This is a genomic window from Algoriphagus lutimaris, assembly GCF_017051705.1.
Taxonomy (GTDB): domain Bacteria; phylum Bacteroidota; class Bacteroidia; order Cytophagales; family Cyclobacteriaceae; genus Algoriphagus; species Algoriphagus lutimaris.
Window position 1 is genome coordinate 1,247,520 of sequence record NZ_JAFIDJ010000001.1, and the last position, 25,643, is coordinate 1,273,162.

21 protein-coding genes and 1 pseudogene are annotated in these 25,643 nt (G+C 38.5%); 12 read left to right on the forward strand and 10 right to left on the reverse strand.

Annotated elements, in window-relative coordinates; genetic code table 11:
• Window positions 1-13: 13 nt before the first annotated feature.
• From JYB62_RS20020 to JYB62_RS05065, 4 genes and pseudogenes are all read right to left on the reverse strand, one after another.
• Window positions 14-142 (reverse strand): annotated as a pseudogene (locus JYB62_RS20020) (helix-turn-helix domain-containing protein); the annotation flags it as partial.
• Between the two features lie 12 nt (window positions 143-154).
• A complete protein-coding gene (locus tag JYB62_RS20025) occupies window positions 155-664 on the reverse strand; it encodes a helix-turn-helix domain-containing protein (RefSeq protein ID WP_317194628.1) in 510 nt (169 codons plus the stop codon).
• A 260-nt stretch (window positions 665-924) separates the two neighbouring features.
• Complete coding sequence (locus JYB62_RS05060; protein WP_205644327.1) at window positions 925-1,698, reverse strand: hypothetical protein; 774 nt, start codon at window positions 1,696-1,698, stop codon at window positions 925-927.
• A gap of 538 nt (window positions 1,699-2,236) precedes the next feature.
• A complete protein-coding gene (locus tag JYB62_RS05065; protein WP_205644328.1) occupies window positions 2,237-4,591 on the reverse strand; it encodes an ABC transporter permease in 2,355 nt (784 codons plus the stop codon).
• A gap of 195 nt (window positions 4,592-4,786) precedes the next feature.
• Between JYB62_RS05065 and JYB62_RS05070 the strand changes: the two genes are divergently transcribed.
• Entirely contained in the window at window positions 4,787-4,942 is a 156-nt protein-coding gene (locus JYB62_RS05070) for a hypothetical protein (RefSeq protein WP_205644329.1), read from the forward strand.
• A gap of 35 nt (window positions 4,943-4,977) precedes the next feature.
• On the opposite strand, the gene JYB62_RS05075 is transcribed toward JYB62_RS05070, so the two are convergent.
• Complete coding sequence (locus JYB62_RS05075) at window positions 4,978-5,685, reverse strand: LytR/AlgR family response regulator transcription factor (RefSeq protein ID WP_205644330.1); 708 nt, start codon at window positions 5,683-5,685, stop codon at window positions 4,978-4,980.
• The gene (locus JYB62_RS05080; protein ID WP_205644331.1) at window positions 5,682-6,680 is read right to left on the reverse strand and encodes a sensor histidine kinase; all 999 of its coding nucleotides are present in this window, start codon (window positions 6,678-6,680) and stop codon (window positions 5,682-5,684) included. Before JYB62_RS05080 ends, JYB62_RS05075 begins: the two co-directional genes overlap by 4 nt.
• 317 nt (window positions 6,681-6,997) lie before the next feature.
• On the opposite strand from JYB62_RS05080, the gene JYB62_RS05085 reads away from it, so the two are divergent.
• The 5 genes from JYB62_RS05085 (at window position 6,998) to JYB62_RS05105 (ending at window position 13,178) form a co-directional block, all read left to right on the forward strand.
• Window positions 6,998-7,447 (forward strand): nuclear transport factor 2 family protein, encoded by a 450-nt coding sequence (locus tag JYB62_RS05085; RefSeq protein ID WP_205644332.1) that lies wholly within the window; start codon window positions 6,998-7,000, stop codon window positions 7,445-7,447.
• Between the two features lie 14 nt (window positions 7,448-7,461).
• On the forward strand, window positions 7,462-7,896 hold the full coding sequence (locus tag JYB62_RS05090; protein WP_205644333.1) for a nuclear transport factor 2 family protein: 435 nt from the start codon (window positions 7,462-7,464) through the stop codon (window positions 7,894-7,896).
• Between the two features lie 182 nt (window positions 7,897-8,078).
• Window positions 8,079-10,319, forward strand: a complete 2,241-nt coding sequence (locus tag JYB62_RS05095; RefSeq protein ID WP_205644334.1) for a molybdopterin cofactor-binding domain-containing protein — start codon at window positions 8,079-8,081, stop codon at window positions 10,317-10,319.
• A gap of 118 nt (window positions 10,320-10,437) precedes the next feature.
• Window positions 10,438-10,896 carry a (2Fe-2S)-binding protein gene (locus tag JYB62_RS05100; RefSeq protein ID WP_207758592.1) on the forward strand — a complete coding sequence of 153 codons (459 nt, stop codon included), beginning with the start codon at window positions 10,438-10,440 and terminating at the stop codon, window positions 10,894-10,896.
• Between the two features lie 11 nt (window positions 10,897-10,907).
• Entirely contained in the window at window positions 10,908-13,178 is a 2,271-nt protein-coding gene (locus JYB62_RS05105; protein WP_205644335.1) for a xanthine dehydrogenase family protein molybdopterin-binding subunit, read from the forward strand.
• A gap of 346 nt (window positions 13,179-13,524) precedes the next feature.
• On the opposite strand, the gene JYB62_RS05110 is transcribed toward JYB62_RS05105, so the two are convergent.
• Window positions 13,525-14,652, reverse strand: a complete 1,128-nt coding sequence (locus JYB62_RS05110; protein ID WP_205644336.1) for a TlpA family protein disulfide reductase — start codon at window positions 14,650-14,652, stop codon at window positions 13,525-13,527.
• 349 nt (window positions 14,653-15,001) lie between these two features.
• On the opposite strand from JYB62_RS05110, the gene JYB62_RS05115 reads away from it, so the two are divergent.
• The 3 genes from JYB62_RS05115 to JYB62_RS05125 all read left to right on the forward strand — a co-directional run bounded on the left by JYB62_RS05115 (window position 15,002) and on the right by JYB62_RS05125 (window position 18,780).
• Window positions 15,002-16,096, forward strand: coding sequence for a phosphatidylinositol-specific phospholipase C1-like protein (locus JYB62_RS05115; RefSeq protein WP_205644337.1), 1,095 nt, complete (start codon window positions 15,002-15,004; stop codon window positions 16,094-16,096).
• Window positions 16,093-17,916, forward strand: coding sequence for a metallophosphoesterase family protein (locus JYB62_RS05120; protein ID WP_205644338.1), 1,824 nt, complete (start codon window positions 16,093-16,095; stop codon window positions 17,914-17,916). Before JYB62_RS05115 ends, JYB62_RS05120 begins: the two co-directional genes overlap by 4 nt.
• 231 nt (window positions 17,917-18,147) lie before the next feature.
• Window positions 18,148-18,780: an NAD(P)H-dependent oxidoreductase gene (locus JYB62_RS05125; RefSeq protein ID WP_205644339.1), complete on the forward strand. Its 633-nt coding sequence runs from the start codon at window positions 18,148-18,150 to the stop codon at window positions 18,778-18,780.
• A 31-nt stretch (window positions 18,781-18,811) separates the two neighbouring features.
• Here the strand turns inward: JYB62_RS05125 and JYB62_RS05130 are convergent, their stop codons facing one another.
• Window positions 18,812-19,528 (reverse strand): 6-phosphogluconolactonase, encoded by a 717-nt coding sequence (locus JYB62_RS05130; protein WP_205644340.1) that lies wholly within the window; start codon window positions 19,526-19,528, stop codon window positions 18,812-18,814.
• A 268-nt stretch (window positions 19,529-19,796) separates the two neighbouring features.
• On the opposite strand from JYB62_RS05130, the gene JYB62_RS05135 reads away from it, so the two are divergent.
• Together JYB62_RS05135 and JYB62_RS05140 are read left to right on the forward strand one after the other, a co-directional pair.
• Window positions 19,797-20,837 carry an alpha/beta hydrolase gene (locus JYB62_RS05135; protein WP_205644341.1) on the forward strand — a complete coding sequence of 347 codons (1,041 nt, stop codon included), beginning with the start codon at window positions 19,797-19,799 and terminating at the stop codon, window positions 20,835-20,837.
• 3 nt (window positions 20,838-20,840) lie between these two features.
• Window positions 20,841-22,460 carry an amidohydrolase family protein gene (locus JYB62_RS05140; RefSeq protein WP_205644342.1) on the forward strand — a complete coding sequence of 540 codons (1,620 nt, stop codon included), beginning with the start codon at window positions 20,841-20,843 and terminating at the stop codon, window positions 22,458-22,460.
• Window positions 22,461-22,472: 12 nt separating this feature from the next.
• Here JYB62_RS05140 and JYB62_RS05145 read toward each other — a convergent pair whose 3' ends face one another.
• Together JYB62_RS05145 and JYB62_RS05150 are read right to left on the reverse strand one after the other, a co-directional pair.
• Window positions 22,473-22,769: a cupin domain-containing protein gene (locus JYB62_RS05145; RefSeq protein ID WP_205644343.1), complete on the reverse strand. Its 297-nt coding sequence runs from the start codon at window positions 22,767-22,769 to the stop codon at window positions 22,473-22,475.
• A 322-nt stretch (window positions 22,770-23,091) separates the two neighbouring features.
• Window positions 23,092-24,066, reverse strand: a complete 975-nt coding sequence (locus JYB62_RS05150) for a tryptophan 2,3-dioxygenase family protein (RefSeq protein WP_205644344.1) — start codon at window positions 24,064-24,066, stop codon at window positions 23,092-23,094.
• 115 nt (window positions 24,067-24,181) lie between these two features.
• On the opposite strand from JYB62_RS05150, the gene JYB62_RS05155 reads away from it, so the two are divergent.
• Complete coding sequence (locus tag JYB62_RS05155; protein WP_205644345.1) at window positions 24,182-25,387, forward strand: acyl-CoA dehydrogenase family protein; 1,206 nt, start codon at window positions 24,182-24,184, stop codon at window positions 25,385-25,387.
• Window positions 25,388-25,643: the final 256 nt, after the last annotated feature.

Sequence of the window (25,643 nt, forward strand, 5' to 3'; positions counted from 1 at the left end):
AAGACAAATTAACTCACCCTTTTCTAAATTGAGTAGGATTTAGATTCGTATGTTTTTTAAAGAAGTTATTGAAATGAGTCACTTCTGTGTATCCAAGTGCGTACGCTATTTCTGAAACCTTCCAAGAGCTATGTGTTAGTAAGACTTTTGCTTCTTAAAGTATTCTATCTGCAATCAATTGAGAAGTAGATTTCTGGGTCATTTCCTTCAATGATCTATTGAGATGATTCACATGGATATTTAAGTGATCTGCAAATTGACTTGGAGTACGGAGTCGAAGCGTTGAATGACTATCATCGATGGGAAATTGCCTTTCTAAGAGCTCTAAAAACAAAGAAGCTATCCGTAAGGAAGCACTCCCTTTTTTTGTTATCTGTAGTTCTGCCGGTTGAGGCTTCATGGCAAAATGAACCAGCTCTAAAATCAAATTTCGAATTCGGTCAAACTTGTATTTATATTCTGATTGAAACTCCTCATTCATTTGTTCGAAAATCTGAAATACTTGCTCTACTTCTTCATCAGTTAATTCAAATACATGCACTCCATTGGGATGAAAGATCTCATACTTTTGAATATTCCCAAAACCAGCAAAAAAATGGGGGTTAAAGATGCAATAAATCCCCTCTAAACTCACATGGTTATTATCCCATTTATAGGAAATCATAGGGTTTGAAAAAGAGAGTGCCTGCATTTTCACTTCATACACCCGATCTGCATAATGAACCTGACTTTGCCCTTTAACCTACATTACTTTGTAAAAATCCCTTCTTCTATAGGGTAAGCTTTTTACTTTTCCTTCATAATAGGGTTACAGACGAAACATATTGAAATGCCCAAAATCCTTTTTATAATCTTCAGGCAACCAATTGAATTTTCGCTTGTAGAACTCTTCCAAGGACTCTGCTCTTTCCATCTCTCCTCGGGTTATTGTTTTCGGTAATCGTTGGCGAAATTGTAAATCAAACTGAGGTTCCAGACAAAATCGTCCCCTTCAATCGTGGACTTGATTTTCTGGTTAAAGGTAGATTGTAACCCGATTGGAAAATCGGTTTTGGTCAGTGTAAATGTGGAAGTAACATACAGCCCATCATTTTTATCCACTTTCAAATAATACATTTGAGGAGTCATGGCAAATCTCAAAGTTTTACTCAAAGGGAAATTACTAAGAGCCCAGGTTACACCTAAAAAATAGGTATGATCCGGTGGATAGGGATTGATACCATTCCCATTTAGAAAATAGATTCCTAAGCTTGAACGGGGAGATATTTTATAAGTTGGAGCCAATTCCCAAGTTAAATAACGATTGGCCACCAATACATTCTTGGGTTGTCCATCTACTATTAATTCTCTCTCCTGAAACAAAAAAGCAGGGTGAGCCCCTACTCTCAGACTAAATTTTGGATTATTTACAATCTTATACCTCCACCAAAAAACAAAAGACCAAGGTTTCCCATTCATCCCAAACCGCATCATAGGATCAAATGAAAATCGATCACCACCTAGGCTCATATCAAACAAAAAGGCTGGCCTGCCTAATGAGAAAAAAGGGATGATGGAAATCCCATTAGTAGTAGCCGTGATAGTTCCATCAAAATGCTTAATGATCGGAGTTTTTTCAGTTTCTTTTTGAGCTTGAGCTTGATTGTTTGCTAATAATACTAGCCCAACAAGAAAGATTTGAAGGAAATATTTTTTCATGAAAGGTTGAAGTGGGATTAAATATAGGGTATAAAAATTATTATACCTCCACTTCACAAAAGTCAAATTTATGGTAAAATTAGGGAAGCATTTTTCAAATAAATACTAACACAATTCAAATAATTGTGGAATTTTTCACTTCAGTCAATTCAACAATAAATATTTGACCCTTATTTCATAAAAAGGTAATTCATCGGTTTTCAACCATTTATGAGATTAAAAGATGGTAATCGTTGAAAATAATACTTGATATACATAAGCAACCTAGAAAAAGAAGGCTATTCAAATCAATCAAATGCTTAGTTCTTCAAAAAAATCTAAACAAGCACTTTTCAGAATAAAATTGTCTTTTTCAAACTCTAAATTATTCATAAAAGAAGAATGTAGTGGTTAAGGATTCTTGATTTAATTAGATATACAATGCCGCAAAAATACCTTCTAGAATTACACGGAAGTATTTTATTAGGTAGGTGTATTTAGTGATTCAATAGCCAGGATGGGCATAGTAAAATCCATGTGAAGGAGAAGTCCTCCACACTTAGCCATCCGTATGCAAAGAATCCACAGGATTGGAAAGCGCTGCTCTCAAGGATTGCAATCCTACTGAGACCAAAGTCAATAACAGCATCAATCCGGTAATAAGAATAAAGATAGACCAATGAACTCCACTATGGAAGGCATAGTTAGAGAGAAAACGATCTGCCAACCACCAAGCAATTGGTATTCCTAACATTAACCCCATCCCGACCAAATAGCCGAAATCTCTAAACAGCATCAGAACCAAATCGACCACGGAGGCACCTAATACTTTTCGTACTCCGATTTCTTTGGCCCGTTGCTCAGCTGAAAACAAGGATAAGCCAAATAAGCCTAAACCTGAGATCAGAACGGCAAGTACCGTAAATGCCAATGACAACTTTCCAATCACCTGCTCCTGTCTATATTCACGATCAAACACCTCGTTGAGGAAGGTGAATTCAAATGGATAATCCGGATTATATTCCTGAAATATAGTTTCGACCTGGTCCAGGGTACTTTGCATGGCTTGATTTTCAGAAAGTCGAATAAAGTAATGATTCCCTACATATTCAGAATACATAAATACCAAAGGTTGGATTCCAAACTTTAGATTGTCATTATGAAAATCTTCCGTCACCCCTACTATTTCTCCTGGTCCATTCCACATATCGAGTTTGGTCCCTACCACCTCTTCTAAGTTCAAACCCATTAATTCAACTGCCTTTCTATTGACCAAGTAATTGGAACTATCTCGTTTCCCTATAAAATTCCTTCCAGCAATTAATGGAATAGACAAAGTAGGAAGAAACCCTTCATCACATCGAAAAACTTTGAAATTGAGTTGCTCCTGATCAGACTTTCCGGCCCAAACCGGATCTGAACTCGTGATAGGCACAGTGAAAATATTATTTCCGCCAAAGGCCACTTGACTCACTCCTGTCAGCTGTTGCAATTCATTCTTGATCGCAGGAAATGATTGCATCAATCCTTCATTCTGATCAATCACCATTACATTGTCCCGATCAAAGCCCAAATTCCGTTCACTGATGAATCTGATTTGTTGAAAGAGAATTAAACTGCCAAAGATCAAAACAACAGAAGTGGCAAACTGACCCACCACTAAGACTTTTCGAATCCCAGCCCCGGTCAAACCAGCGCTGCTATCCCCTTTCAATACTTTGGAGGGGTTAAAACGAGAAATTAACCAAGCCGGATAAAATCCTGACATCAAACCTGTTAGTAAAGTAATACCAACTATTCCGCCAAGTAAGACCGGGCTTCCTAATTCCAATTCAAGGTTTTTTCCGGTGACCTCATTAAAGAATGGCAGTAAAAGCTGAATCAATAGCAAGGCAAATACCGAGGCCAAAGAGGCCAGAATGAGCGATTCAAATATAAACTGTAAAACCAGGCTTTGCTTGCTTGCTCCTATGGATTTCCTCACCCCTACCTCCTTACTTCTGCTGGCCGATTTAGCTGTCGCAAGGTTCATAAAATTGATACAGGCCATCGCCAGAATTAGGAATGCTACTCCAGCAAAAAGATAAATTTGCTGGATTTTACCACCTACTGATTTCCCTTGCTCAAATTCACTATACAGTCGTTGTTTATGAAAAGGAAATAAAAAAGGTTCAGTGGTACAGGCCTCACAATTCTCAGCAATCAAAGAGGAAAGCTTTTTGTTTGGATTCTTAGTTCCTTCTTGAAGCAACACCATGGTTCTACTGCCTCCACTTTGCCAATTTTCCATCCAGGGATTTTCATCCAGTAACAAATCAAATGGTAAGACAAAATCAAATTGAAGAGATGAGTTTCTTGGTACATTCTCATAGACTTCCGATACCAACACTTCTAAACCATTGGGAAGCGTTAGGCTCTTTCCCAAAGGGTTTTCTTCCTGAAAAATCCGATTTGCCAAATTTTGGGAGATCGCAATGGCGTATTTCTCATTCAAAGGGTTATTTCCATTACTTGAAACGATTGGAAAGCTTACTATCTCAAAAAAAGTAGGATCAGCATATATTCCTTTTTCCTGATAAGAGTCTTTGCCTTCCTTTAATAATACCTCCGTCTCAAAACTATACCGCGCTGCATGCTCTATCTCGGGTATATCATCCAACAATTTATCTTTTAATACAGCTGGAGTTGCCCCATAGGTATCTATTCTTCCGGCAGCCTGTTGATTATTGATAAGAACTGAATAAACCCGATCTCCTTTTTCATGAAAATTATCAAAGGATAGTTCATCGGAAATCCAAAGAAGGATAAAAATACTTGCAGCTATGCCTGTCCCTAACCCCACCAGGTTGATCAGGGTATGGATTTTATGTCGGCCTAAATTTCTTAGACTAATTCTTAGAAAACTACGTATCATGATTTATTCAAATTCAAGACTAATCATGCATCTAAAGTATAAAACCATGCCAGAGAATTAGGACAATTTTAGCCCAAAACAGCACTTACCTTACCCTGTTCGTTCAAAATCGAACAATTTCATCCCATTTTTGGGCAAATAGAACTCAAAGATCCCTAAAGGCATCTTCCCATCACATTCTATTATTCACAATCAATGCTGAATCATCATACAGAAAATGCCAAAGCTGGAAAGGAAATTCATGTTATTGCTGCTGCCAAAAATGAGACGGATTCACCATTAATCAGTTATCAACGGGTAGTCATCTTGAGGTATTTAAATTTATTTGATCCCGAAAGGAAGAAACAATAAAAAGCTTCAGTAAAGAAGCTGAAACTTTTCTTGTTTTAAATGAACTTCCTGTTTTCCAGCTTCTTAAAAAAATCCTCTCGATAGTTTCTGCTGATCGGATAAATATCCTTTCCTATCACTACTTCATTGGCCTGAACCTCATCTATATGCCGCATATTAATAATAAATGATCGGTGGATCCTGACAAACTCTCCCGGCAAAGCATTGGCAATTCCGGTCAGGGAAACCAAAGACATGACTTTTCTGGAAGGTGTTATAAATTTCACATATTCTCTTTGGGCCTCAATCGCTTGAATTTCAGCAAACAGGAATTTTACAATTCGGGTATCCGTTTTGATAAAAAAATAATCCAGCTTCTCAGGACTTTCCACTGCCTCCACCTGTGCCGAAAGGTATTCAATAGCACGATTAATTGCTTTTTTAAAACGCTCAAATGAAACGGGTTTCACTAAATAATCAATTACATCTAATTCGTATCCTTTTACAGCGTATTCCTCATAAGCAGTGATAAAAATAGTCAAAGGTTTATCGGAAAGTTCATTCAATAAATCCATCCCTGTCATTAAGGGCATCCGGATATCAAGCAAAAGAATGTCAACAGAATTTTCTCTTAAAAATCTTAAAGCCTCATCCCCATTATTGCAGGTTCCAGCTAATTCTAATTCTGCAGTTTTTGACACATAGTCCGAAAGAAGCTTTCGAGCCGGTGGTTCGTCATCTACAATAAGAATCCTGTATTTCATGTTAAGTCAATTGTTAATTCCACTTTAAAAGACGTGGGATTCTGCTCAAGTTTCAATTGGTGTTTTCCAGGATAGATCAGATTCAATCTCTTTTTCACATTGCTCAGCCCCACACCACTTTCTTCCTCTGCAGTCTTACGTGCATCGATCACGTCATTTTTTATCTCGAAAAACAGTCGATCAGTGGCATCTACATATAAATTGATTTCAATTGTTCCATCAATTGTATTCCCATGTTTGAAGGCATTTTCCAAAAAAACCAAAAAGATCAAATGGGCAATATGATGGTTGTCACTTACACCCTTATGTTTGAAAGTAATGACTGGTTTTTCATCTAGTTTTAGGCGCCAGAGTTCGATGAAATTTTCCATAAAACTTATCTCTTTTGACAAAGAGACAAATTTTCCTTGGTCTTCATACAGCATATGTCGCATCATTTCAGACAATTTCAGGATGGCCGGTGCGGTATTCTGGTCCTTGAAATAGGCCATGGAATAAACATTATTCAAGGTGTTGAATAAAAAATGAGGACTTAACTGAAGTTTCAGAAATTTTAATTCTGTGGCCAACTGACTGTTGCGAAGCTCAATCTCATTCCTTTGGGCTTTTATTAAATTGGCAAAAAACCATACGACTGTCGTGATCAAATAAAAACCTAGCGCAGGAACTGACCTGATAAAATAAGTATAAGTAACTGATCTATGTGTCATTCCAAGAAGATTGACCCTCAAAAGCACAATTATCACCACCATGGCAATAGACGCCAAAATGTAAGCTGAATACCTTCCTTTTCTGTAAAGTTTAGGAAGCAAAAGGTAGTAATTGAGGTAGGCTATCGAAGAAGAAGTCAAGACATCTGAAATAACTGCTTGCCAAACCTCAGAGGAAGATTCAATCCAATTACTTAATGAAGCAAATAAAATAGCTCCATAACAAAGCCAGAAAAGGACATGCAGTGCATAAAATACAGGTCGCGAAATGACATTATTCTTCATATTCGAAAGTTACTATTTAATCTCACGCCAAATTCAAGTGATCATCGAGCGAAAGGCTTTGATCTACAGACAGCATTTTTTTTTCAATAAGTGGTATGATAAACCAAACCGACAACAGAAACTTAAATCTTCTTTTCATTCGTTGATCAAATCTGTAATCCTGATGAGAAATTCCTGCTTTCTATTGATTTCATTAAAATCCTAGGATTTTTTTTCGTCAAATAGTAAAGAGAAAGTGGGTCGACAAGAGCTATTTTCCATTTTAACTATCATCAAATGAAGTAATCCTAAATCAATCAAAAACCAATAATAGACCTATGAAAAAGACATTATTCGCGCTATTAATCACACTCATCAGTACTACATGGCTCTACGCACAATCGCCTGATGAGCAGGAAATCAAAAAGCTATCAATGGACAAATGGCAATGGATGGCTGATAAAGATGTAGATAAGCTTGAAAATCTTTTTGACGACAAAGCCAAGTTTGTCCATATGAGTGGATCGTGGAAAAAGGAAAAAGAGCTAGAAATTATTGAAACAGGAAGCATCTGGTATAAAAATGCTGAAGTCCACGATACAGCTATTGAAGTTTCCGGAAACACGGCGGTGGTATGGAATCGAATCACTTTAACTGCACACGTAAGAGGAAATGATGTGGAAAATGAATTTACAGTCACCGAAGTCTATCAAAAGCAAGGGCATGATTGGAAAATGCTGGTTTTCACATTTAGTAGTGTAAGGGACACCCATGAGATTGAACATTAGTCAAACATAGCATCATGAAAATAGCAATATTAGGATTCCTTCTTTCATTCTTATCATTTCAATTTTCGATGGCTCAAGAAGAAGGTTTAAAGAATCAAATCATTGAGCTCTCAAAGACCAAATGGGAATGGATGGCTAATAAGGAAGCTGATAAATTAGCGGAATTATTCGATGATCAATCTGTGTTCGTCCATATGGGTGGTTCCTGGGGAAAAGAGCGAGAAGTCAATATTATCAGAAGCGGTGGCATTTGGTATAAGAAAGCAGAAATCCATGAGGTCTCCGTCGAAATCATCGACAATACGGCTATTCTACTCAACAGGATCACCTTAATCGCAGAGGTGGGTGGCAATGAGGTGACCAATCCTTTTGAAGTCACCGAAGTTTACATTAAAAAAGCCGAAGGATGGAAATTGGGCTCACTTTCCTTTACGAAGTTACTTCAATAAGCCAATCTTTCAGGGACAGCTGTCTTGCTTATAAATCAAGTTTTGAACTAAGTTCAAAATTACTTAAAATCCATGATTTCAAAGGCTTAAAGTAAGTTTTGATTCATCTTTTTCAATTATAAAGGTATCAACCTATGAATCTTTTGTAACTTATAAAAAGCTATATAACCAGTTCTAATCCCATGCAAAACCAATTTTCAAACCTAAGCAGAAGATCATTTTTAAAATCCTCCGCATTGGCAGGAGGAGGTTTATTATTAAGCTTTAGCTGGTTGGCAGGTTGTAAACCCAATACGGAAGAGTTATTGACCTTACCGGAGGAGTGGTTTCGAATGAATGGCTATATCCGCATTGGGGATAATGGAGTAATCACCATCATGTCTCCCAATCCAGAGGGCGGACAGAACATCAAGACTTCCATGCCGATGATCGTGGCGGAAGAGCTGGATGCAGACTGGTCAAAAGTGATCGTTGAACAAGCCCCCTTAGACACAGAGAATTTTACTAGACAGTTCATTGGGGGAAGCCAAGCAATAAGGGTGGGCTGGACTCCTCTCAGAACTGCCGGAGCCACAGCAAGGCTACTTTTGATGCAAGCAGCTGCCAAAAGCTGGAATGTACCAGTTTCAGAAATAAAGACAGAAAATGGTTTTTTAAATCATCAGTCAAGTAATAAAAAGGCTCATTATGGCGAATTAGCCTCTTTAGCTGCTACTCTTCCAATTCCAGAGGAAGTAACACTAAAAAACCCATCTGACTTCAAACTTATAGGCACTTCCAAGAAGAATGTGGATGTTCCTAAAATCATCACCGGAAAACCACTTTTTGGAATCGACTACAAAAAGGAAGGAATGAAGATTGCCATGATTATCCAACCTCCGGCTTTTGGAATGAAATTGAAATCCTTTGATGCTAGTCAGGCTAAGCGAATGCCTGGAATTGTCGATATTTTTCAAGTTAAATCCCTTCAGGATGATTATAAAAGGACATTTTTTGATACCGTCCAATTCACGGATTTAATTGCAGTGGTTGGGAATAGTACCTGGGAGGTGATGAATGCCAAAAAAGCAGTGGAATTAGAATATGAGCTGATGGAATCCTATGAAGAAAAGCGGGATATGTTTGGAAGAGAAGGAAGCAGGTTCGTTCCGGGAGGGCTTGAAAGCGATGACTCACAGGAGCAAAAAATGCAAGAAGCTTCCAAAAATGCCCGAGTTCAAAGAAAAGATGGGGATCCAGAAACGGCTTTTGCTCGAGCCTCTCAGATTATCGAACGCACCTATACCGCTCCTTTTTTAGTACATAACTGTATGGAGCCTATGAATTTCTTTGCCCATGTCAATGGAGACAAAGTTCATTGTGCAGGCCCTCTTCAAAAGCCAGAACTGACCGAACAGGCGCTATCTAATCGATTGGGAATTCCAGTGGAAAACATTGAAATAGAAATGACCCGATTGGGAGGTGGCTATGGAAGAAGATCCTATGCACACTGGTTGATTGAAGCTGCCGTTATATCGCAGAAGGTAAATGCTCCCATAAAGCTAATTTATACCAGAGAAGATGATATGACAGCAGGAATTTACCGCTCCCGCTACCAAATTACTTATCGAGCAGCCTTGGATGAAAATAACGACTTGATCGGCTTTCATATCAATGGAGGTGGCCTTCCGGAAAACCCGTTGCATCCCAATCGTTTTCCGGCAGGAGCTGTTGAAAATTACTTGGTAGAAGGCTGGGAAGTCCCTTCCAATGTCACGACTGGTTCGTTCCGGGCACCAAGGTCCAACTTCAATGCCTCAGCAGAACAGTCATTCTTAGATGAAGTAGCTGAGGCAGCAGGAAAAGACCCCTTGGAATTCAGAATTGAACTGTTGAAAAAAGCAAAAGCTAAGCCTATAGGAGAAAACAATGACTACGACCCGGATCGGTATATAGGAGTTTTGGAATTAGTCAAAAACAAGTCCGATTGGGGAAAGCAGGAAAATGGTATTTCAAGAGGAGTTTCTGCCTACTTCTGTCATAATAGTTACGCTGCCCAAGTCATGGATTTAAAAGTGGAGAATGGTCAAGTAGCCATTCAAAAAGTAATTACCGCTGTCGATTGTGGAATTGTGGTAAATCCAGATGCAGCCAAAAACCTTTGTGAAGGGGCCGTAATTGATGGGATTGGAACAGCCATGTTTGGTGAACAAACCTTTGAAAAGGGAGTCCCTAAAAACAAAAACTTTGATACTTATCGAATGATTCGGATGAAGGAAGCTCCAAAAAAAATAGAGACCTATTTTGTGGAAAACAATGTAGACCCTACCGGGTTAGGAGAACCTGCCTATCCTCCTGTATTTGCGGCATTGGCAAATTCATTGTATCAGGCTACAGGTAAGCGAATCTATAATCAGCCCTTTTCAAAGCAAATTTCCTTTTGATCAAGGTGCTTAAGTAATACAAAACCCTTAAATTCATTTAATTACAGAGGTTTTCATTTGATTTTCGTAAGAAATCACAACTGAAACAAGTTAATTTTAAACAAAAACTTACATCACTATGGCCATATTTAATTTAACTGTTAACGGGAACTCCAAGCAAGTGGATGTGGATCCAAATACTCCTATGCTTTGGGTTCTAAGAGATCATCTAGACTTAGTAGGAACAAAATTCGGTTGTGGGATTGCTCAATGTGGTGCTTGTACCATTCACATGGACGGTGCTGCTGTCCGGTCTTGTCAACTCCCGGTTTCAGCGGCCGAAGGCGTAAAGATTACCACCATCGAAGGTATTTCAGAAAAAGGAGATCATCCCGTTCAAAAAGCCTGGGTGGAGCATGATGTTCCTCAATGCGGTTATTGTCAGGCAGGACAGATTATGTCTGCAGTGGCTTTATTGAAAGATAACCCAAGTCCCAGTGATGAGGACATTGACAATGCCATGAATGGAAACATTTGTCGTTGCGGTACCTATACTCGAATCAAAGCAGCTATTAAAACAGCTTCTCAAAACGTTTAAACTAGCAGATTATGACATTAATAGATAAGAAATTAAATAGAAGATCATTTTTAAAGGTTTCAACTCTTGCTGGTGGTGGGATGATGCTAAGCTTCAGTTGGCTAGCTGGATGCAAACCCACGCCGGAAGAAGTGATGACCATGCCTGAGGAATGGTTTGAAATCAATAGTTATATCAAAATTGGCGACAACGGAGTGGTTACGCTATTTAACCCGAATCCTGAATTCGGTTCCAATGTAAAAACTTCACTTCCCATGCTATTGGCTGAAGAATTGGATGTGGATTGGAAAAATGTGCTTGTAGAACAAGCTGATTTTTATCCGGAACGATTCGATCGTCAGTTTACCGGAGGAAGCCAAGGAGTTCGGTCAGCTTGGACCCCATTAAGAACTGCAGGTGCCACTGCCAGACAATTGATCGTAAATGCAGCAGCACAGACTTGGAATGTACCAGCCGGAGAAATTACCACTAGCGCGGGAATAGTTGAACATAATGCCTCTGGAAAAAAGGCTGGATATGGTGAAATGGCTTCTTTAGCTGGAACACTGGAAGCGCCAGATCCAGAGACAGTTAAACTTAAAGACATTTCAGACTTTCAGATCATTGGAAAATCCAAGAAGAACGTGGATGGAACCAAGATAGTCACTGGAAAGCCCATGTTTGCAATTGACCATAAAGTAGAAGGAATGAAGTACGCGGCCATCGTACATCCTCCGGCATTTGGGATGCAATTAAAATCTTTTGATAAAAGTTCGGTGACATCCATGCCAGGAATTCAGGATGCATTTGAAGTGAACATCTTTAAAGATGACTATGCCAGAAACTTCTTTGACACCACTACCTTCCCTACAATCATTGCCATTGTAGGAAATTCTACTTGGGAAGTATTACAGGCAAAGAAAAACTTAAAGGCAGAATGGGAAAAAGCTCCCAAATCTGAATTTACAGCTGCTGGCTTTAGAGGAAATACCACACAAGTAACCGTACCTGAAGGCCTGGAAAATTCCGATACCCATAAAGCGAAAATGGCGGAGTATATCCAAAAACCTGGGAATATTTTAAGAAAAGATGGAGATCCTGAAGGGGCATTTAAAAAAGCTGCAAAAGTAATGGAGCGTACTTACACCGCTCCTTTCTTGGCCCATAATACCATGGAACCTATGAACTGCTTTGCTGATGTAAGAGGAGACAAAGCAGTAATTTATGGTCCAACCCAAGCTCCTGAATTAATAAGACAGACGATTGCCAGCAGTCTAGGAATGCCTCAAGAAAATGTTCAAATCAACCTTGCCAGGATGGGTGGTGGATTCGGAAGAAGAGCGTATAGCCATCATATGACAGAAGCAGCTCTGATTTCTCAGAAAATCCAAGCTCCTGTAAAAATGGTGTATACCCGAGAAGATGATATGTCAGCCGGAGTGTACAGACCTACCTATTCAGCCACCTATAGAGCAGCATTAGATGAGAATAACAACTTATTGGCTTTACATGTGAAGGCTGGTGGAATTCCAGAATCCCCAATCCATGCGAATCGCTTCCCTGCTGGAGCATTGGATAATTACCTAGCAGAAGGATGGCAGATTGAATCCAATATCACCATTGGGGCATTCCGTGCACCCAGATCCAACTTTATCGCTGGGGCAGAACAAAGCTTTTTGGATGAATTGGCTGAAGAAATGGGGAAAGATCCAATTGAATTCAGACTCGAGCTATTGAGGAGAGCAGAAACTGATCCTGTAGGAGAAGACAATGATTATGATCCTAAACGATATGCGGGAGTGTTGGAACTTGTCAGAGAAAAATCTAATTGGTCAAACGTACCCAATGGCATTTCAAGGGGAGTTTCTGCCTATTTCTGTCACAACTCATATGTTGCTGAGGTGGTAGACATCAGCATCAAAGACAATCAACCCGTTGTAGAAAATGTTTATGCTGCGGTGGATTGTGGAATCGTAGTTAATCCTGACGCTGCGGCGAATATGGGAGAAGGAGCCATTGTAGACGGAATTGGAAATGCATTCTTTGGAGAGATGGCATTTGAAAATGGAGCACCTACCAAAACTAACTTTGACAGCTATAGAATGATCCGACATAAGGAAGCACCTAAGAAGATCGAGGTTCATTTTGTAGAGAGTAATGAAGCTCCTACCGGTTTGGGAGAACCGCTCTTCCCCCCTGTCTTCGCTGCTTTAGGAAACTCCTTATACAAAGCCACAGGTAAGCGGTTGTATGAGCAACCCTTCCAACCCAAACTAATGGAAATGGAAAACCTGAGAATGTAATTTATAGATTCAGTGGTCAGTGATCAGTAAATTCAGAAGGATAAAGTATGAAGGCTGAAAGTAGTGGTCACTAGGCTGTAAATTCAGAAAGATAAAAGCTGAAATCTAAAAGAGGTCTTTTCAGGAGATCTCTTTTAATAGGAGACAGCATGCTCTAATCCCGTAATATCAATAGCCCAGGGTTTTAAACCCTGGGCTTAATAATTATTAAAGAGATTCCATTTCCCTGTCCTTCATATATAGGGAGGTCAAATCTTAATACCTACCTGCAGATAAACAGGACTATAGATAAATCGTATAGCGCTTCCCAAAGAATCCATAACTTCCAGAGCTATTCAGAGAGTGTTCAAGACCCCTTTTTAATCAAAAATTTATTCAAAAAATCCCGATTAAATCCCTGAACAACTTCTTCAATTTTCCCCTGTGGATTGATCAAATAAAAGGTCGGATATACATTGACCCCAAAATTTTGTCCTACTTGCCCGGCATTGGCAATCACCGAAAATGAAGGATTAAAATAATTCATATAGCGAGACACTTGACCCTTGGAATCTTCCGGGTAAAAACTGATCAAGTTCAATCCCTCTGAAAGTTGATTGTTTTCCTCTGTTAGAAATTCCATCGCTAATTTACAATAGCTACAATTGATAGCTGAAAACATCACCAATACTTGCTGGTCAGCAAAATCCCCCGTTTCCACCCATTCATTTTTTAAATCAAACCCTTCAAAATCAGGAGCTTTTTCTCCCTTTTTCAACATCACCAAATCTTGGGTAGAAATTCCATAAGGGACTGAAACAAAGTTAGATGGGATCGAATATTGAGATTTTGAATTGGAGCTGCCAAAACGATATTGATCATACTCGTAAACTACCCTTTGAGATAATTCTCCTTTATAATAATTATTTCTTTCAAACCGCTCTGGCAATTTGGATTCACCATGAATGTAGATTCTAAACACCGTGTATACGCTATTTTCATTGATTACAGTATCCAAATCCACCCGTGCATACATTGCATAGTTACTCTCTTGTAGAATAGTATCACCTGAATAATACCAGTCTTCTAAATTCATCAGGGTTAATGGAGAATATTGAATAAATCGATTGTTCAGGATGTTATGATCTCTTTCAATGGACTTATCGGAAGGAAAGATTGTCACTTCCCTTTTTGGATGATTGACCAATTTGAATTCTCCATTTTCATAAATCATATCTTCCCCTTCACCCTTTATTAAAAAGTCATACCCAAGGATAGATTGAGGATTTCTGTTGATATCCATATTTATGCTTAAAGTATCCACCATACCCATAGGATTCGGGTAATAAGCCGTTTGGCTGAAACTCATATTTTCAATTTCATTCATTTTTTCCCTAGATTCTTCAAAATCCTGCATAGGTTCTTGCTTGCAGGCAATAAAAAATGAACATAGAAGCACAGAAATCACCCAATTGATTGTATTCTTACCTGTCATAAAAGAGCTTTTTGAACTAATATTAAATTCTAGATTAACTACAGTCATTAGTCGAAAAAAATACTTTTTATATGACAAAGACACTTATTTTGGATCAGCAGTTTAAAGAAATCATCCAAAATACCTGTTAGCTATATGATCCTGCAATTTATTCCATTAAGAAAAAATCATCTCCGATTTTAGATAAATACCAAATGTAAATCTGGATGGAGGCAGTAAATGTAAAACGGAATAAAAGTCTAATGGATATGACAGGTCCTTTGAAAAAAAGAATCGATAATATAAAATTTAAACAGACTTTACCTAATTCATTTTTAAATGGCGAAACTTGGGAAATAATCTAGAACCTATGAAGTATAATTCTACCCTGCAATTATTCACTTTTTGCATGTTCTTAACCTACCAGATTTCCGCTCAAAAAATAAATGAAATTCAGGTAATTGGAAGTCATAATAGCTATAAAAGCAAAATAGCTCCAGAAATATTGGATTACCTTTCCGAGGTCAATCCTGCGGCTTCGAATAGCTTAGCTTATGCACATATCCCATTGGAATCCCAATTGGACTTGGGATTAAGAAATCTAGAATTGGATGTATTTCATGACCCACAAGGAGGAAGGTATTCCTACCCCAAAGGATTGGAAATCATCAAAGCTGCTGGTGGAGAAATTCCTGATTACGATCCCTCTCATGCTTTGGAAAAACCTGGTCTTAAACTTTTCCATGTACAGGATCTAGATTTCCAATCTCATTATTTATTGTTTGCAGATGCTTTGAAAGCATTAAAAAAGTGGAGTGAGCAACATCCTAATCACTCCCCTATATTTATTTTGATCAATGCCAAAGATGGAAATATCCCTGGAACGCGGGAAGTCCTACCATTTACCTCTTCGGCCTTGGATAGCATCGATTTAGAAATCAGCACTCACTTGGGTATGGAACATCTCATCACGCCAGACATGGTAAAGGGTGATTTCCCAAATCTGGAAACTGCTGTGCTAGCAGGAAACTGGCCAGAATTGGAAGATGTCAGAGGAAAATTTCTTTTTGTCTTAGATGAAAATGAAGAAAAAATTGACCGATACTTACTTGCCAAACCTGACTTGAAAGATGCAGTCCTATTTGTCAATAAAAAAGAAGGAAATCCCACTGCCGGATTTAGGATCATCAACAATGCAAAAAAAGATGAAGCATATATTCGATCGCTTGTCGAAAAAGGGTACCTCATCCGAACTAGAGCAGATTCTGACACCAAAGAAGCAAGAAATGAGGATTACTCCACCTTTGAAAAAGCGATGGCATCAGGGGCTCAAGTAATTTCCACAGATTATTACATGCCTTCCACCTTCTTCAAATCCGATTATAAAGTTATTTTCGAATCCAACGAATATGAAAGACCAAACCCTATTTTGTTAAAGACCCCGAATTTTAGTATCAAATTTTGAATAAAAATACACTCATACCTACGATTCTCGGAGCTGCATTTACCTTAGCCTGCTCCATTCAAACTTCATTTGGCCAAAGTGGAGATCCAACCATTGCTTTTCTCTCCGATGTGCATCTACAAGATGTATATGCAGACCTGAAATCCAAAGAGTTTAAGGGAGTACTTCACCCCATTAACGGAAAATTTGCTACAATCCGTACCATGAAAAGCCAGTTAAATTCTACCCGGCTTTTCAACGAAAACTACTTTGCTTTTATTCAGGCACTGGAAGATCTAAAGCAGAAAGGAATTCTGTGGGTAGTCCTCCCTGGAGACTTTACGGATGACGGTCAACCAATGAATGTGATGGCTCTGAAATCAATTCTTGACCGATATTCAAACGAAGCTGGGATGCGTTTTTTCCTTACTACAGGAAACCATGATCCGGTAAAACCTTATGGAGGAATTGCAGGAAAAAGGGATTTTTTGGGAGTGAATGGTGCGGAACAAGCCATCGCAGGCTCAACGGATTTTTTCCAATCAACTACAGTGGCAAAATCAGATCAAATCAACTATTGGGGATACCCTGAAATCACTCTAGCACTTGCTTCCTATGGATTTTTCCCTCATCCAGACGACCTTTTTTGGGCACATCCATTTGAGGAAATAGACTACGAAAATTATGAATTTGAAAGGGCAAAAGCCAATTCAACATTAGAGAATAGAATGTACACGATTGGTCATAGTGAAGGATTACTTCCGGATGCCAGCTATGTAGTCGAACCCATGGATGGAGTTTGGTTACTGGCATTGGATGGAAATGTTTATACCCAATCAGAAAATGGCAATTGGAACGGATCCTCAGTAGGTTTTAATCAGGCTTCCATTTATAAAAAACATCAGTTGGACTGGATTCAAAAGGTGGTGGAAGAAGCTAAAAAGCGTCATAAAACCTTAATTTCTTTTAGCCATTACCCATTAGTAGAATTTCATGATGGAGCTTCCGAAGAAATGAAGTCTTTATTTGGGCAAGAGAAGTTCCAATTAGCAAGAGTTCCTAGCTCAGAAACAAGCCAGCAATACGCTGAAACCGGTCTGCAACTTCATTTTGCGGGCCATATGCACATCAATGATACAGGAATCTATCAGGATCAACTGAGCGATAACACATTGTATAATATTCAAGTACCTTCCTTAGCTGCATTTCCTGCGGCCTACAAAACCATTCAAAAAACCGGACAAAACCAGTTTGAGATCCAAACCATCCCGCTCACTGAAGTGGACCATATGAATGAATTCTTCGATTTATATAGAATGGAACACCGCTGGTTGTTGGAGAACCAACGCCCTGGAATTTGGGACAGTACCATCCTAGCTTCCAAAGACTATGCTGAGTATACTGAAAACCATTTAAAAGAATTGACTAAATCCAGGTTTATTCCTTCTGATTGGCCAAAAAGCCTAGTTGGCCTTTTGCAAACCATGAACGAACAAGAATTAATGGATTGGAGCAAAATGAATTCAAAAGAAGGAGAGCTTTTTTTATCAAAAAAAATAAGTTCAAAGGAAAGCCCAATTTCTGGAACACCTCAAATGATCGAAGATTTTTACTTGCTGAAAAATGGAGATGAACTAGGGAAAAAATTAATTCCATCCGATCGAATTACTTTCTATAAATCCTTATTTTCTGCTCAAGTTGATACTAACTATGCAGATGATAAAACCTTAGGATGGCAATTGACACAGTTTATTGGCATATTCCAAAAACTTTTCCATTCACTTCCTGCTGATCATTTCCAAATCGACCTCAATCAAAGGACAATTGAAAAGAAGGATTAAAGATCAGACAAAACTCTATTGAGTTATTTGACAACTCACTTTATGTGTACCAAATTTTCTTGATTTAAATTTCATAGGTTTTAAAAATCTATCATCATAACCCTAACGGAATAACCAATCAGAATAAACTTTTTTTAATGTATCGACATTTAATACACCAACATTGAACTTTTTTGTTTCCATTGGCATTGGGACAGGTAGAAAATAAAAACCAGCTATCAATAAGAAAATATGGCCTTAATTAACGACCTAGAGTGGAGATATGCCACCAAAAAATACGACCCTACCAAAAAGGTAAGTCAAGAAAATGTAGATAAGATTGTAGAAGCAGCAAGACTTGCCCCTACTTCTTCAGGGATGCAGCAATTCCGCGTATTTGTTATTTCGAATCAGGAGATCAAAGATCAGTTGGTACCTATCGCTAACGGACAACAAATTGTCGCTGATGCCTCCCATGTACTGGTCTTTGCAGCTTGGGATCAATATACTGAAGAGAGGATTGATTCCATTTTCAAGTTGACCACCAAAGAAAGAGGATTGCCATCGGATAAATTTGTTGACTATACCAATCGATTAAAGGCTGTGTATTTAAAACAAAGCCCTGAAGAAAATTTTGCCCATACATCAAAGCAGGCCTATATAGGCTTTGGTCTTTCAATTGCACAAGCTGCAGAATTGAAAGTGGATGCAACTCCTATGGAGGGATTCAATGCTGCACAATTAGATGAACTTTTACAACTCAAATCCAAGGGATTAAAATCCGTGTTAATGCTGCCTTTGGGATATAGAGATGAAGACGGAGACTGGCTATTACCTATGAAGAAAGTTAGAAATCCAAAAGAGGAATTTGTTCAAGAAATTTAAGGAAGAAGGGGCTTGATGTAAATCAAGCCCTTTATTCTTCTATAGAAGATTCATCAATAATTACATGCGCATTGGGGTGCAACCATAGCATGGAGGCGGGTAATTGAGGGGTTATTTCTTTTTTTAGTAAGGCTTTTAAGGCTTTCTCTTTCCCCTTTCCTGCTATAAATAAAATAACCATTTTGGATCTTAAAATATTACCGATCCCAAGTGTCATCCCTTTTTCAAGTCGCACACCCACATTTTGGATCATTCCGCTTGATAAGGTGGTTTCTGAAAGCTTTGCCACATGGCAATCCACACTCAAGGAATTAGCGGGTTCATTCAATGCGATATGACCATTTTGTCCTATGCCCAAGATGCAAATATCAATAGGACCAATCTTTCCCAATGATTCTTGTATACGTTCACACTCTGCTTTCGGATTTTTTGTTTGGGCATTAAAAGACAGGTATCGTTCAGATGGAATTTCAATTTGTTGAAGAAGTTTCTGTTGAATGTCAAATTCAGAGGTAAACTCAGAGTTTTCAGGTAAACCTACCCACTCATCGAGTTTCACCACATGAATTCGATTAAAAAATTCTGAATTGCTATGATGCTTTTTCACCATCAACTTATACAATCCAGAGGGTGAACCACCACTGGCCGCACAGAATAATAAATTTGGTTTTTTTGCAATTGCAAGATGTACAAGGTCCGCACCTTTTTGACTCATCTGGTCAAAGTCAGGACAATAATGAATTTCCATTTTTTTAGGTTAAAATTTGGGTGTACTAGTAATCACCGTATAATTAAATTGTAATTACTAATTTTTCAAAATATACAAAAAGCAGTATTGAAATTGAACAATTTGAATTCTGAAAATAAACTTTCGTTTGATCCACTTTGCTTATCCTTGGTTTTCAGGTAATTATTCAGGAAATTAAAGCATACGACTAGTTTCGATGATTTTAAATCCTGTTTCATAGTTTAAGGATTTCTAGTTTTTTAAATCAATTTTTCAAAATCAACTTGACATGGTAACCCATTACATCATTACAAATCGTGAAGTAACCTCTCGTAAAAGCAAAAGCTATATTTCTGTCAATGAAAAAGAATTCATGAGAATGGACGGAGACGAAGAGGCTCGACACAATTTACGATATGGAACCGTCAGCTTTGACCCTAAGAAAGCCAAGAAGCTGAAGGATTTCAAAATTCAAATCATTCCTGAAGTGGCTGAAGCAACCTTGAAAGAATACACAGAAGGAAGCCCGGTCAGTAAAGCTAAATTTCCTTCGGGAAAAATTTTTGATGAGCTCTATGAGGCAGGTTCCAAGACTAAGTCAAGAGAAGACATTCTAGTTTTTGTACATGGGTTTAAGTCAGATTTAGAAACTGCCATGCAAACCTTATGTGAACTTCACAAAAAATATGTAGAACCTAAAGACTCCCCTATTTGCCATATAGTCCTATTTACTTGGCCTGCGAAGAAACAATTACTGAAATATAGGTCAGATGCATATGATGCATCCCAATCAGGTTTTGCCTTAGCTAGGTCTATGGCCAGTTTAAGAGAGTACTTCAAAGAGAAACTTGTAAAAGAAAAAAAACCTCGATGTGAGCAAAAGATCCATTTACTATGCCACAGTATGGGTAATCGTGTCCTGGAGAGCATGATCGCTGGATTAGCAGATATTAGACTTGAATTGAATACACTTTTTGGGGAAATTATTTTAGTGGGCTCAGACATTGATTACGATGCCTTGGAACGTCCAAAACCCATGTATCGATTGATTGATTTAGGAGAACGCATTCATGTATATTTCCATAATAAAGATCAGGCATTAGGCGTATCCGAAATCACTAAAAATGCATTCAATCGCTTAGGTAGATGGGGAGCAAAAAATACCATGAATTTGCCCGATGACATTTACCAATGTGATGTTTCTGATATTGAAGATGACGATGGCTTACTCCATGAAGTGGTTCACCACTGGTATTACACCAATTCAGAATCCGTTATCCAAGATATCACTGCTGTATTCTGGGGAAGAAATTCAATTTTCAACTTTTAAGGAATGGCCATGAGATTTTCCGATTTACATTGCCATAATCATATGCGTGCGCATTTTTGGATGCAAGAACAGCGAAAAAGGTTCGAGCGCAAAGGTCAATTTAGTCCTTGGACCGTGATCTCATCCAATCGAAAAGGTTATCTCAAGGGAAAAATGGGGGCTTCCTACAGCCAAACAGATCTGGTAAAAGCTTGGAATGGAAACCTTCGACTTACGTTCAATTCCCTATACCCACTCGAAAAACCTTTTGTCAAAGGCTTCAAACCGAAACTCGGAGAAGACAAATGGATCCGGTTTTTAATTTCATTTGCAACCACGCATAAACTTCCGTTAAGAGACTTTATCCAAACTGCCTACATGAGAATCCCTGATGATGCCGTGGATTATTTTCAATCTACAGCCTATGATTATTGGGAGTCTTTAAACAGGGAAATGGAATTTGTCACCATGGACTCGGGAAAACGGATCAAAAGAAATGAGGTATTTACTCCTGGCCTGGCAAGAAGAATATTTGAATCAGAGAAAAACAGAAGGAATAATTTCCCAAGGGAAATGCTTGCAAAGGATGCCTGCTACCATATCCCTAAAACCCAGGAAGATTTGAAGACTTCCGTGGATGATGACTCTGAAATCACCATGGTCCTGACGATTGAAGGAGCTCATGCATTGGGAACCGATCGAGCCAGTATCGCTGAAGTTTCAAGGAGGGTTAATTATATCAAAACCCAATGGCCCACCCCTGTTTTCTTCATCACGTTTGCGCATCATTTTGACAATAAACTTTGTGGGCATGCGCATTCAATACCTGATCAGGGAAAGGCTCTTTTGGATCAGTCGGTCAATCTAAATGCAGGATTTAACGACAATGGAAGAAGGATTTTAAGGGAGTTTTTGGGTTTAAATAAAAAGTTGGAAATAGATCCAAAATTAGGGTATAGAATCCTAATCGATGTGAAGCATATGAGTGCCAGAGCCAGGAAGGAATATTATGAGGAAGTAGTGAAGCCCTGCTTTGCAAAAGGAGACATTATTCCAATAATCGGGTCTCATTGTGGATATTCTGGGATTTCGAGTCTAGAAAAACATATTGAACGAATGCCCAAGGAGGTAGATGATTACTGCGATGATTCAGGACTCTTTAATTCCTGGAATATTAATCTTTGTGATGAGGACATTGAAATGATCGTAAAAACCAAGGGTCTTTTTGGACTATCCTTTGATCAGCGGATATTAGGCATTACCGCCGAGGACAAGGAAAGCAAAAGAAATGGAATCCAGCTTCTTTGGGAAAATATTGAAGGAATCGTCAAAAGTGCCTATGCGAATGAAAACCTTGGTGATCAAGAAAAGCCCAACATCTGGAAGTGCATTACCATAGGTACAGATTTGGAAGGCTTAATTGATCCTGTAAGCCCTTACCCTACCGTATTGGAATTTGAGGTATTTGCAGGGAATCTAATTTTTGAAATCGAGCAGGCTAGAAAGAAAGGTAATCCAAAACACCTTTCCCATTTTAAAAATTTAAATGAGGTCAGGAACGCTGTAGAAGACTTCTGCTTTAATAACGCCGCCAATTTTGTAAAGACACATTATCCAATCAAGTCGTTTGAAGAGGACTTTTGATTTGACCTGGACTTATCGTTCCTGAGTTAAGGTGAATATATTTTCATCCTCCACCCCTCTTACTTCATGTTCCACGGTCACAGGGATTTCATAAATATCAAATTCTCCAAATTCATAGGTTTTGCCCTGAATTTCGAATTCAATTCTACCTTTGAGCATAGTAAGCAGAGTAGGAACATTGGTATGATGTTTTTTGAGCATTTGCCCTTTGCAGAGTGCTATCGCAAAAAGATTGAGTTGATCGGTTTTATAAACCTGTAAGACTCCCGGCCTTTCTTCAGATAGCTTAATGTTTTTAAGGATATTCATGGGTCTATTCTTTTAAGTAAAAGATGGAAATTCATCTCTATACCCAATTTACCAAAAAGAAGATTACCAATGAGGATTATTACCTTTCTTAATGCACCATTCACCCTGAGCCGCTGGTTCCTCCACAATCAATCCTTTCCAGCCATTTTAAAATTTTCATTTAACAACAGGGCTGCTTCCTGAAGAATTCACAGAATATGGATATAGGTCAAGTAATAATTAAAGGCAGAAATAAAGGGAATCAACCATAAAAACAATAAAATATCGGGACGATATTTCTGTTTTCTGTCAAGTGGATTCCCTTTCATTATTTCAAACCTTATTAGTATTTCCCAGGAGTATCATCTCCAAAAATCTCTTTGACAACCCAACCTTTTCCCCATTCTTCTTTTTCTTTCTCAGTCCATAGTTCAGGATAAAAAATCACCTTTTGAAAACGCGGAGGAAGGTATTTTTGCCAATTGGTTCCCCCTGTAGCTGCTATATCAACTGGATCTTTTTGTAGGTATCTAACTGCAGATTTGTAATGCGCCAATGGCCAAAAAACATTCGCTTTTAAATCGAATTGCTTCATGGCTTCTTTCAATTCATCTGTCTTATCAGCACAATCTATATACTTCTGCCACAGATTTTTACGCCTATACAATTCAATCGTTTCTTTAAGCTTTTTACCGTACTTGATCTCAAAGTTTTTCAAAGTCAAAGTCTTCTCCCCTGTGGCTAGTTCTATAGCGCCCTGTTGCCAATATAAATGTTCGAATAAATCATCGGCAGGAGAATGGTAATCATGTTCATCTCTATTCTTTAATGCCACCAAATTAAATGCATCGGCAGCCATCAATTCAATTTCACGATATTGGGCAGATTGGAAACCACTGGAAGGTAATAGAGACATTCTGAATTTCAGGAATTGCTCTCTTTCCATTCCCTTCCACATCATGGCAAAGGAAGAGATCAAGTGATCAAAATACATATTGATCCTTTCCAGTCTAGTTCTATAAAACTCATCTGAAATCGGTTCCTGATTGGATATTTGTTCCATTTCAGAGATGATCAATTTGAAATAAAGCTCTGTAATCTGATGGTAAATGATAAAGATTTTCTCGTCGTGAAAAGAGGTCTTCGGCTGTTGCAAGGACAAAAGCACGTCCAAATTTATGTATTCCCAATAGGTAAGATAATCTGCATATAATAGCCCTTCTAAGTAGGAGAGCATATCTTGACCCGAAGCTTTGAATTTTTGCTCTAGCTGTTCTATTTTTTCTAGAATTTTTGGGTCAAATTGATCTTGCTGCATGATGAATTTATTTGAAAAAGATAGACTTTTAGGAAGCAATCTATTTACTTCGAATCGGTCAGTAATTTTTTGACTCGACAAAAATCACTGATTCATCCTAATTAACCAAAATACTATGGAGTCAAAATCAACCCAAAAAACCCAAAAGCAAGACCTTTTTGAAGGAGTAGACTTTCTTCAAATCGACGATTTATTGACGGAGGAGCATCTTTTGATCAGAAGTTCCATGAGAGATTTCGTCAAAAAAGAAATTTCGCCTTACATAGAAGATTGGGCTCAAAATGCTCATTTCCCTAGTGAAATCGTCAAAAAATTTGGTGATGTCGGAGCTTTTGGACCACAAATTCCTTTAGAATATGGAGGAGGCGGATTGGACTATATTTCCTATGGATTGATCATGCAAGAAATTGAAAGAGGAGATTCCGGAATGCGCTCTACTGCTTCAGTTCAAGGCTCCTTGGTCATGTATCCTATTTATAAATTCGGTTCAGAAGAACAACGGAAAAAATATCTACCAAAACTGGCCTCAGGAGAATATTTAGGCTGCTTTGGCTTGACCGAGCCAGATCATGGTTCCAATCCCAGCGGAATGGTGACCAACTTTAAGGATATGGGAGACCACTACCTCCTAAATGGCGCAAAAATGTGGATTTCCAATTCCCCGGAAGCAGACATAGCAGTAGTCTGGGCAAAAAATGAGGAAGGTAGAATCCATGGATTAATCGTGGAACGAGGAATGGAAGGCTTTACCACTCCTACTACCCATAATAAATGGTCCTTAAGAGCCTCTTGTACAGGCGAACTGGTATTTGATAATGTACGAGTACCCAAAGAGAACTTATTGCCAAATAAGTCAGGTTTAGGCGCACCTTTGATGTGCTTGGATTCAGCTAGGTTCGGAATTGCTTGGGGTGCAATCGGTGCAGCCATGGATTGCTATGATTCTGCTAGAAAATATGCGTTGGAAAGAATCCAGTTTGATAAGCCCATCGCAAGCTTTCAGTTGGTACAAAAGAAATTAGCTGAAATGCTGACTGAAATCACCAAAGCTCAGCTGTTAGCATGGAAAGTAGGAAAAATGATGAATGAGGGGAAAGCGAAAACAGTACATATATCCATGGCCAAAAGAAATAATGTGGAAATGGCTCTTCAAATTGCCAGAGAAGCCAGACAAATCCATGGAGGGATGGGAATTACCGGTGAATACCCTATCATGCGACATATGATGAATCTAGAGTCTGTGATCACTTATGAAGGAACGCATGATATTCATTTGCTGATCTTGGGAAATGAAATCACAGGGATTCCTGCTTTCAAATAATTTGAGAGGCTGTCTCATTCTTTGGTTTTGTCGCATGGAGCGTAGTCGAAATGAGTCCTATTGGATTTAATGTAATTTGACTTCTCTCAGACTAAATCAAAAGCTTTATGAGACAGCTTTTTTTAATTTTTCTTATCCAATTCCTTAGGTAATTTCATCCAAGCTGTTGCCATCCCCTTAATTAGTGGAATCATACATTCCCGGCAGGTATTTGATTCAGTTTGAACCAACTTATCGTTGATGTAAATATTTACTG

What these genes read in the sequence shown, in the direction of transcription:
- JYB62_RS20025 (WP_317194628.1), bottom strand. Translation starts at nt 664, where the DNA reads ATGATTTCCTATAAATGGGATAATAACCATGTGAGTTTAGAGGGGATT.
- JYB62_RS05060 (WP_205644327.1), bottom strand. Translation starts at nt 1,698, where the DNA reads ATGAAAAAATATTTCCTTCAAATCTTTCTTGTTGGGCTAGTATTATTA.
- JYB62_RS05065 (WP_205644328.1), bottom strand. Translation starts at nt 4,591, where the DNA reads ATGATACGTAGTTTTCTAAGAATTAGTCTAAGAAATTTAGGCCGACAT.
- JYB62_RS05070 (WP_205644329.1), top strand. Translation starts at nt 4,787, where the DNA reads ATGCTGAATCATCATACAGAAAATGCCAAAGCTGGAAAGGAAATTCAT.
- JYB62_RS05075 (WP_205644330.1), bottom strand. Translation starts at nt 5,685, where the DNA reads ATGAAATACAGGATTCTTATTGTAGATGACGAACCACCGGCTCGAAAG.
- JYB62_RS05080 (WP_205644331.1), bottom strand. Translation starts at nt 6,680, where the DNA reads ATGAAGAATAATGTCATTTCGCGACCTGTATTTTATGCACTGCATGTC.
- JYB62_RS05085 (WP_205644332.1), top strand. Translation starts at nt 6,998, where the DNA reads ATGAAAAAGACATTATTCGCGCTATTAATCACACTCATCAGTACTACA.
- JYB62_RS05090 (WP_205644333.1), top strand. Translation starts at nt 7,462, where the DNA reads ATGAAAATAGCAATATTAGGATTCCTTCTTTCATTCTTATCATTTCAA.
- JYB62_RS05095 (WP_205644334.1), top strand. Translation starts at nt 8,079, where the DNA reads ATGCAAAACCAATTTTCAAACCTAAGCAGAAGATCATTTTTAAAATCC.
- JYB62_RS05100 (WP_207758592.1), top strand. Translation starts at nt 10,438, where the DNA reads ATGGCCATATTTAATTTAACTGTTAACGGGAACTCCAAGCAAGTGGAT.
- JYB62_RS05105 (WP_205644335.1), top strand. Translation starts at nt 10,908, where the DNA reads ATGACATTAATAGATAAGAAATTAAATAGAAGATCATTTTTAAAGGTT.
- JYB62_RS05110 (WP_205644336.1), bottom strand. Translation starts at nt 14,652, where the DNA reads ATGACAGGTAAGAATACAATCAATTGGGTGATTTCTGTGCTTCTATGT.
- JYB62_RS05115 (WP_205644337.1), top strand. Translation starts at nt 15,002, where the DNA reads ATGAAGTATAATTCTACCCTGCAATTATTCACTTTTTGCATGTTCTTA.
- JYB62_RS05125 (WP_205644339.1), top strand. Translation starts at nt 18,148, where the DNA reads ATGGCCTTAATTAACGACCTAGAGTGGAGATATGCCACCAAAAAATAC.
- JYB62_RS05130 (WP_205644340.1), bottom strand. Translation starts at nt 19,528, where the DNA reads ATGGAAATTCATTATTGTCCTGACTTTGACCAGATGAGTCAAAAAGGT.
- JYB62_RS05135 (WP_205644341.1), top strand. Translation starts at nt 19,797, where the DNA reads ATGGTAACCCATTACATCATTACAAATCGTGAAGTAACCTCTCGTAAA.
- JYB62_RS05140 (WP_205644342.1), top strand. Translation starts at nt 20,841, where the DNA reads ATGGCCATGAGATTTTCCGATTTACATTGCCATAATCATATGCGTGCG.
- JYB62_RS05145 (WP_205644343.1), bottom strand. Translation starts at nt 22,769, where the DNA reads ATGAATATCCTTAAAAACATTAAGCTATCTGAAGAAAGGCCGGGAGTC.
- JYB62_RS05150 (WP_205644344.1), bottom strand. Translation starts at nt 24,066, where the DNA reads ATGCAGCAAGATCAATTTGACCCAAAAATTCTAGAAAAAATAGAACAG.
- JYB62_RS05155 (WP_205644345.1), top strand. Translation starts at nt 24,182, where the DNA reads ATGGAGTCAAAATCAACCCAAAAAACCCAAAAGCAAGACCTTTTTGAA.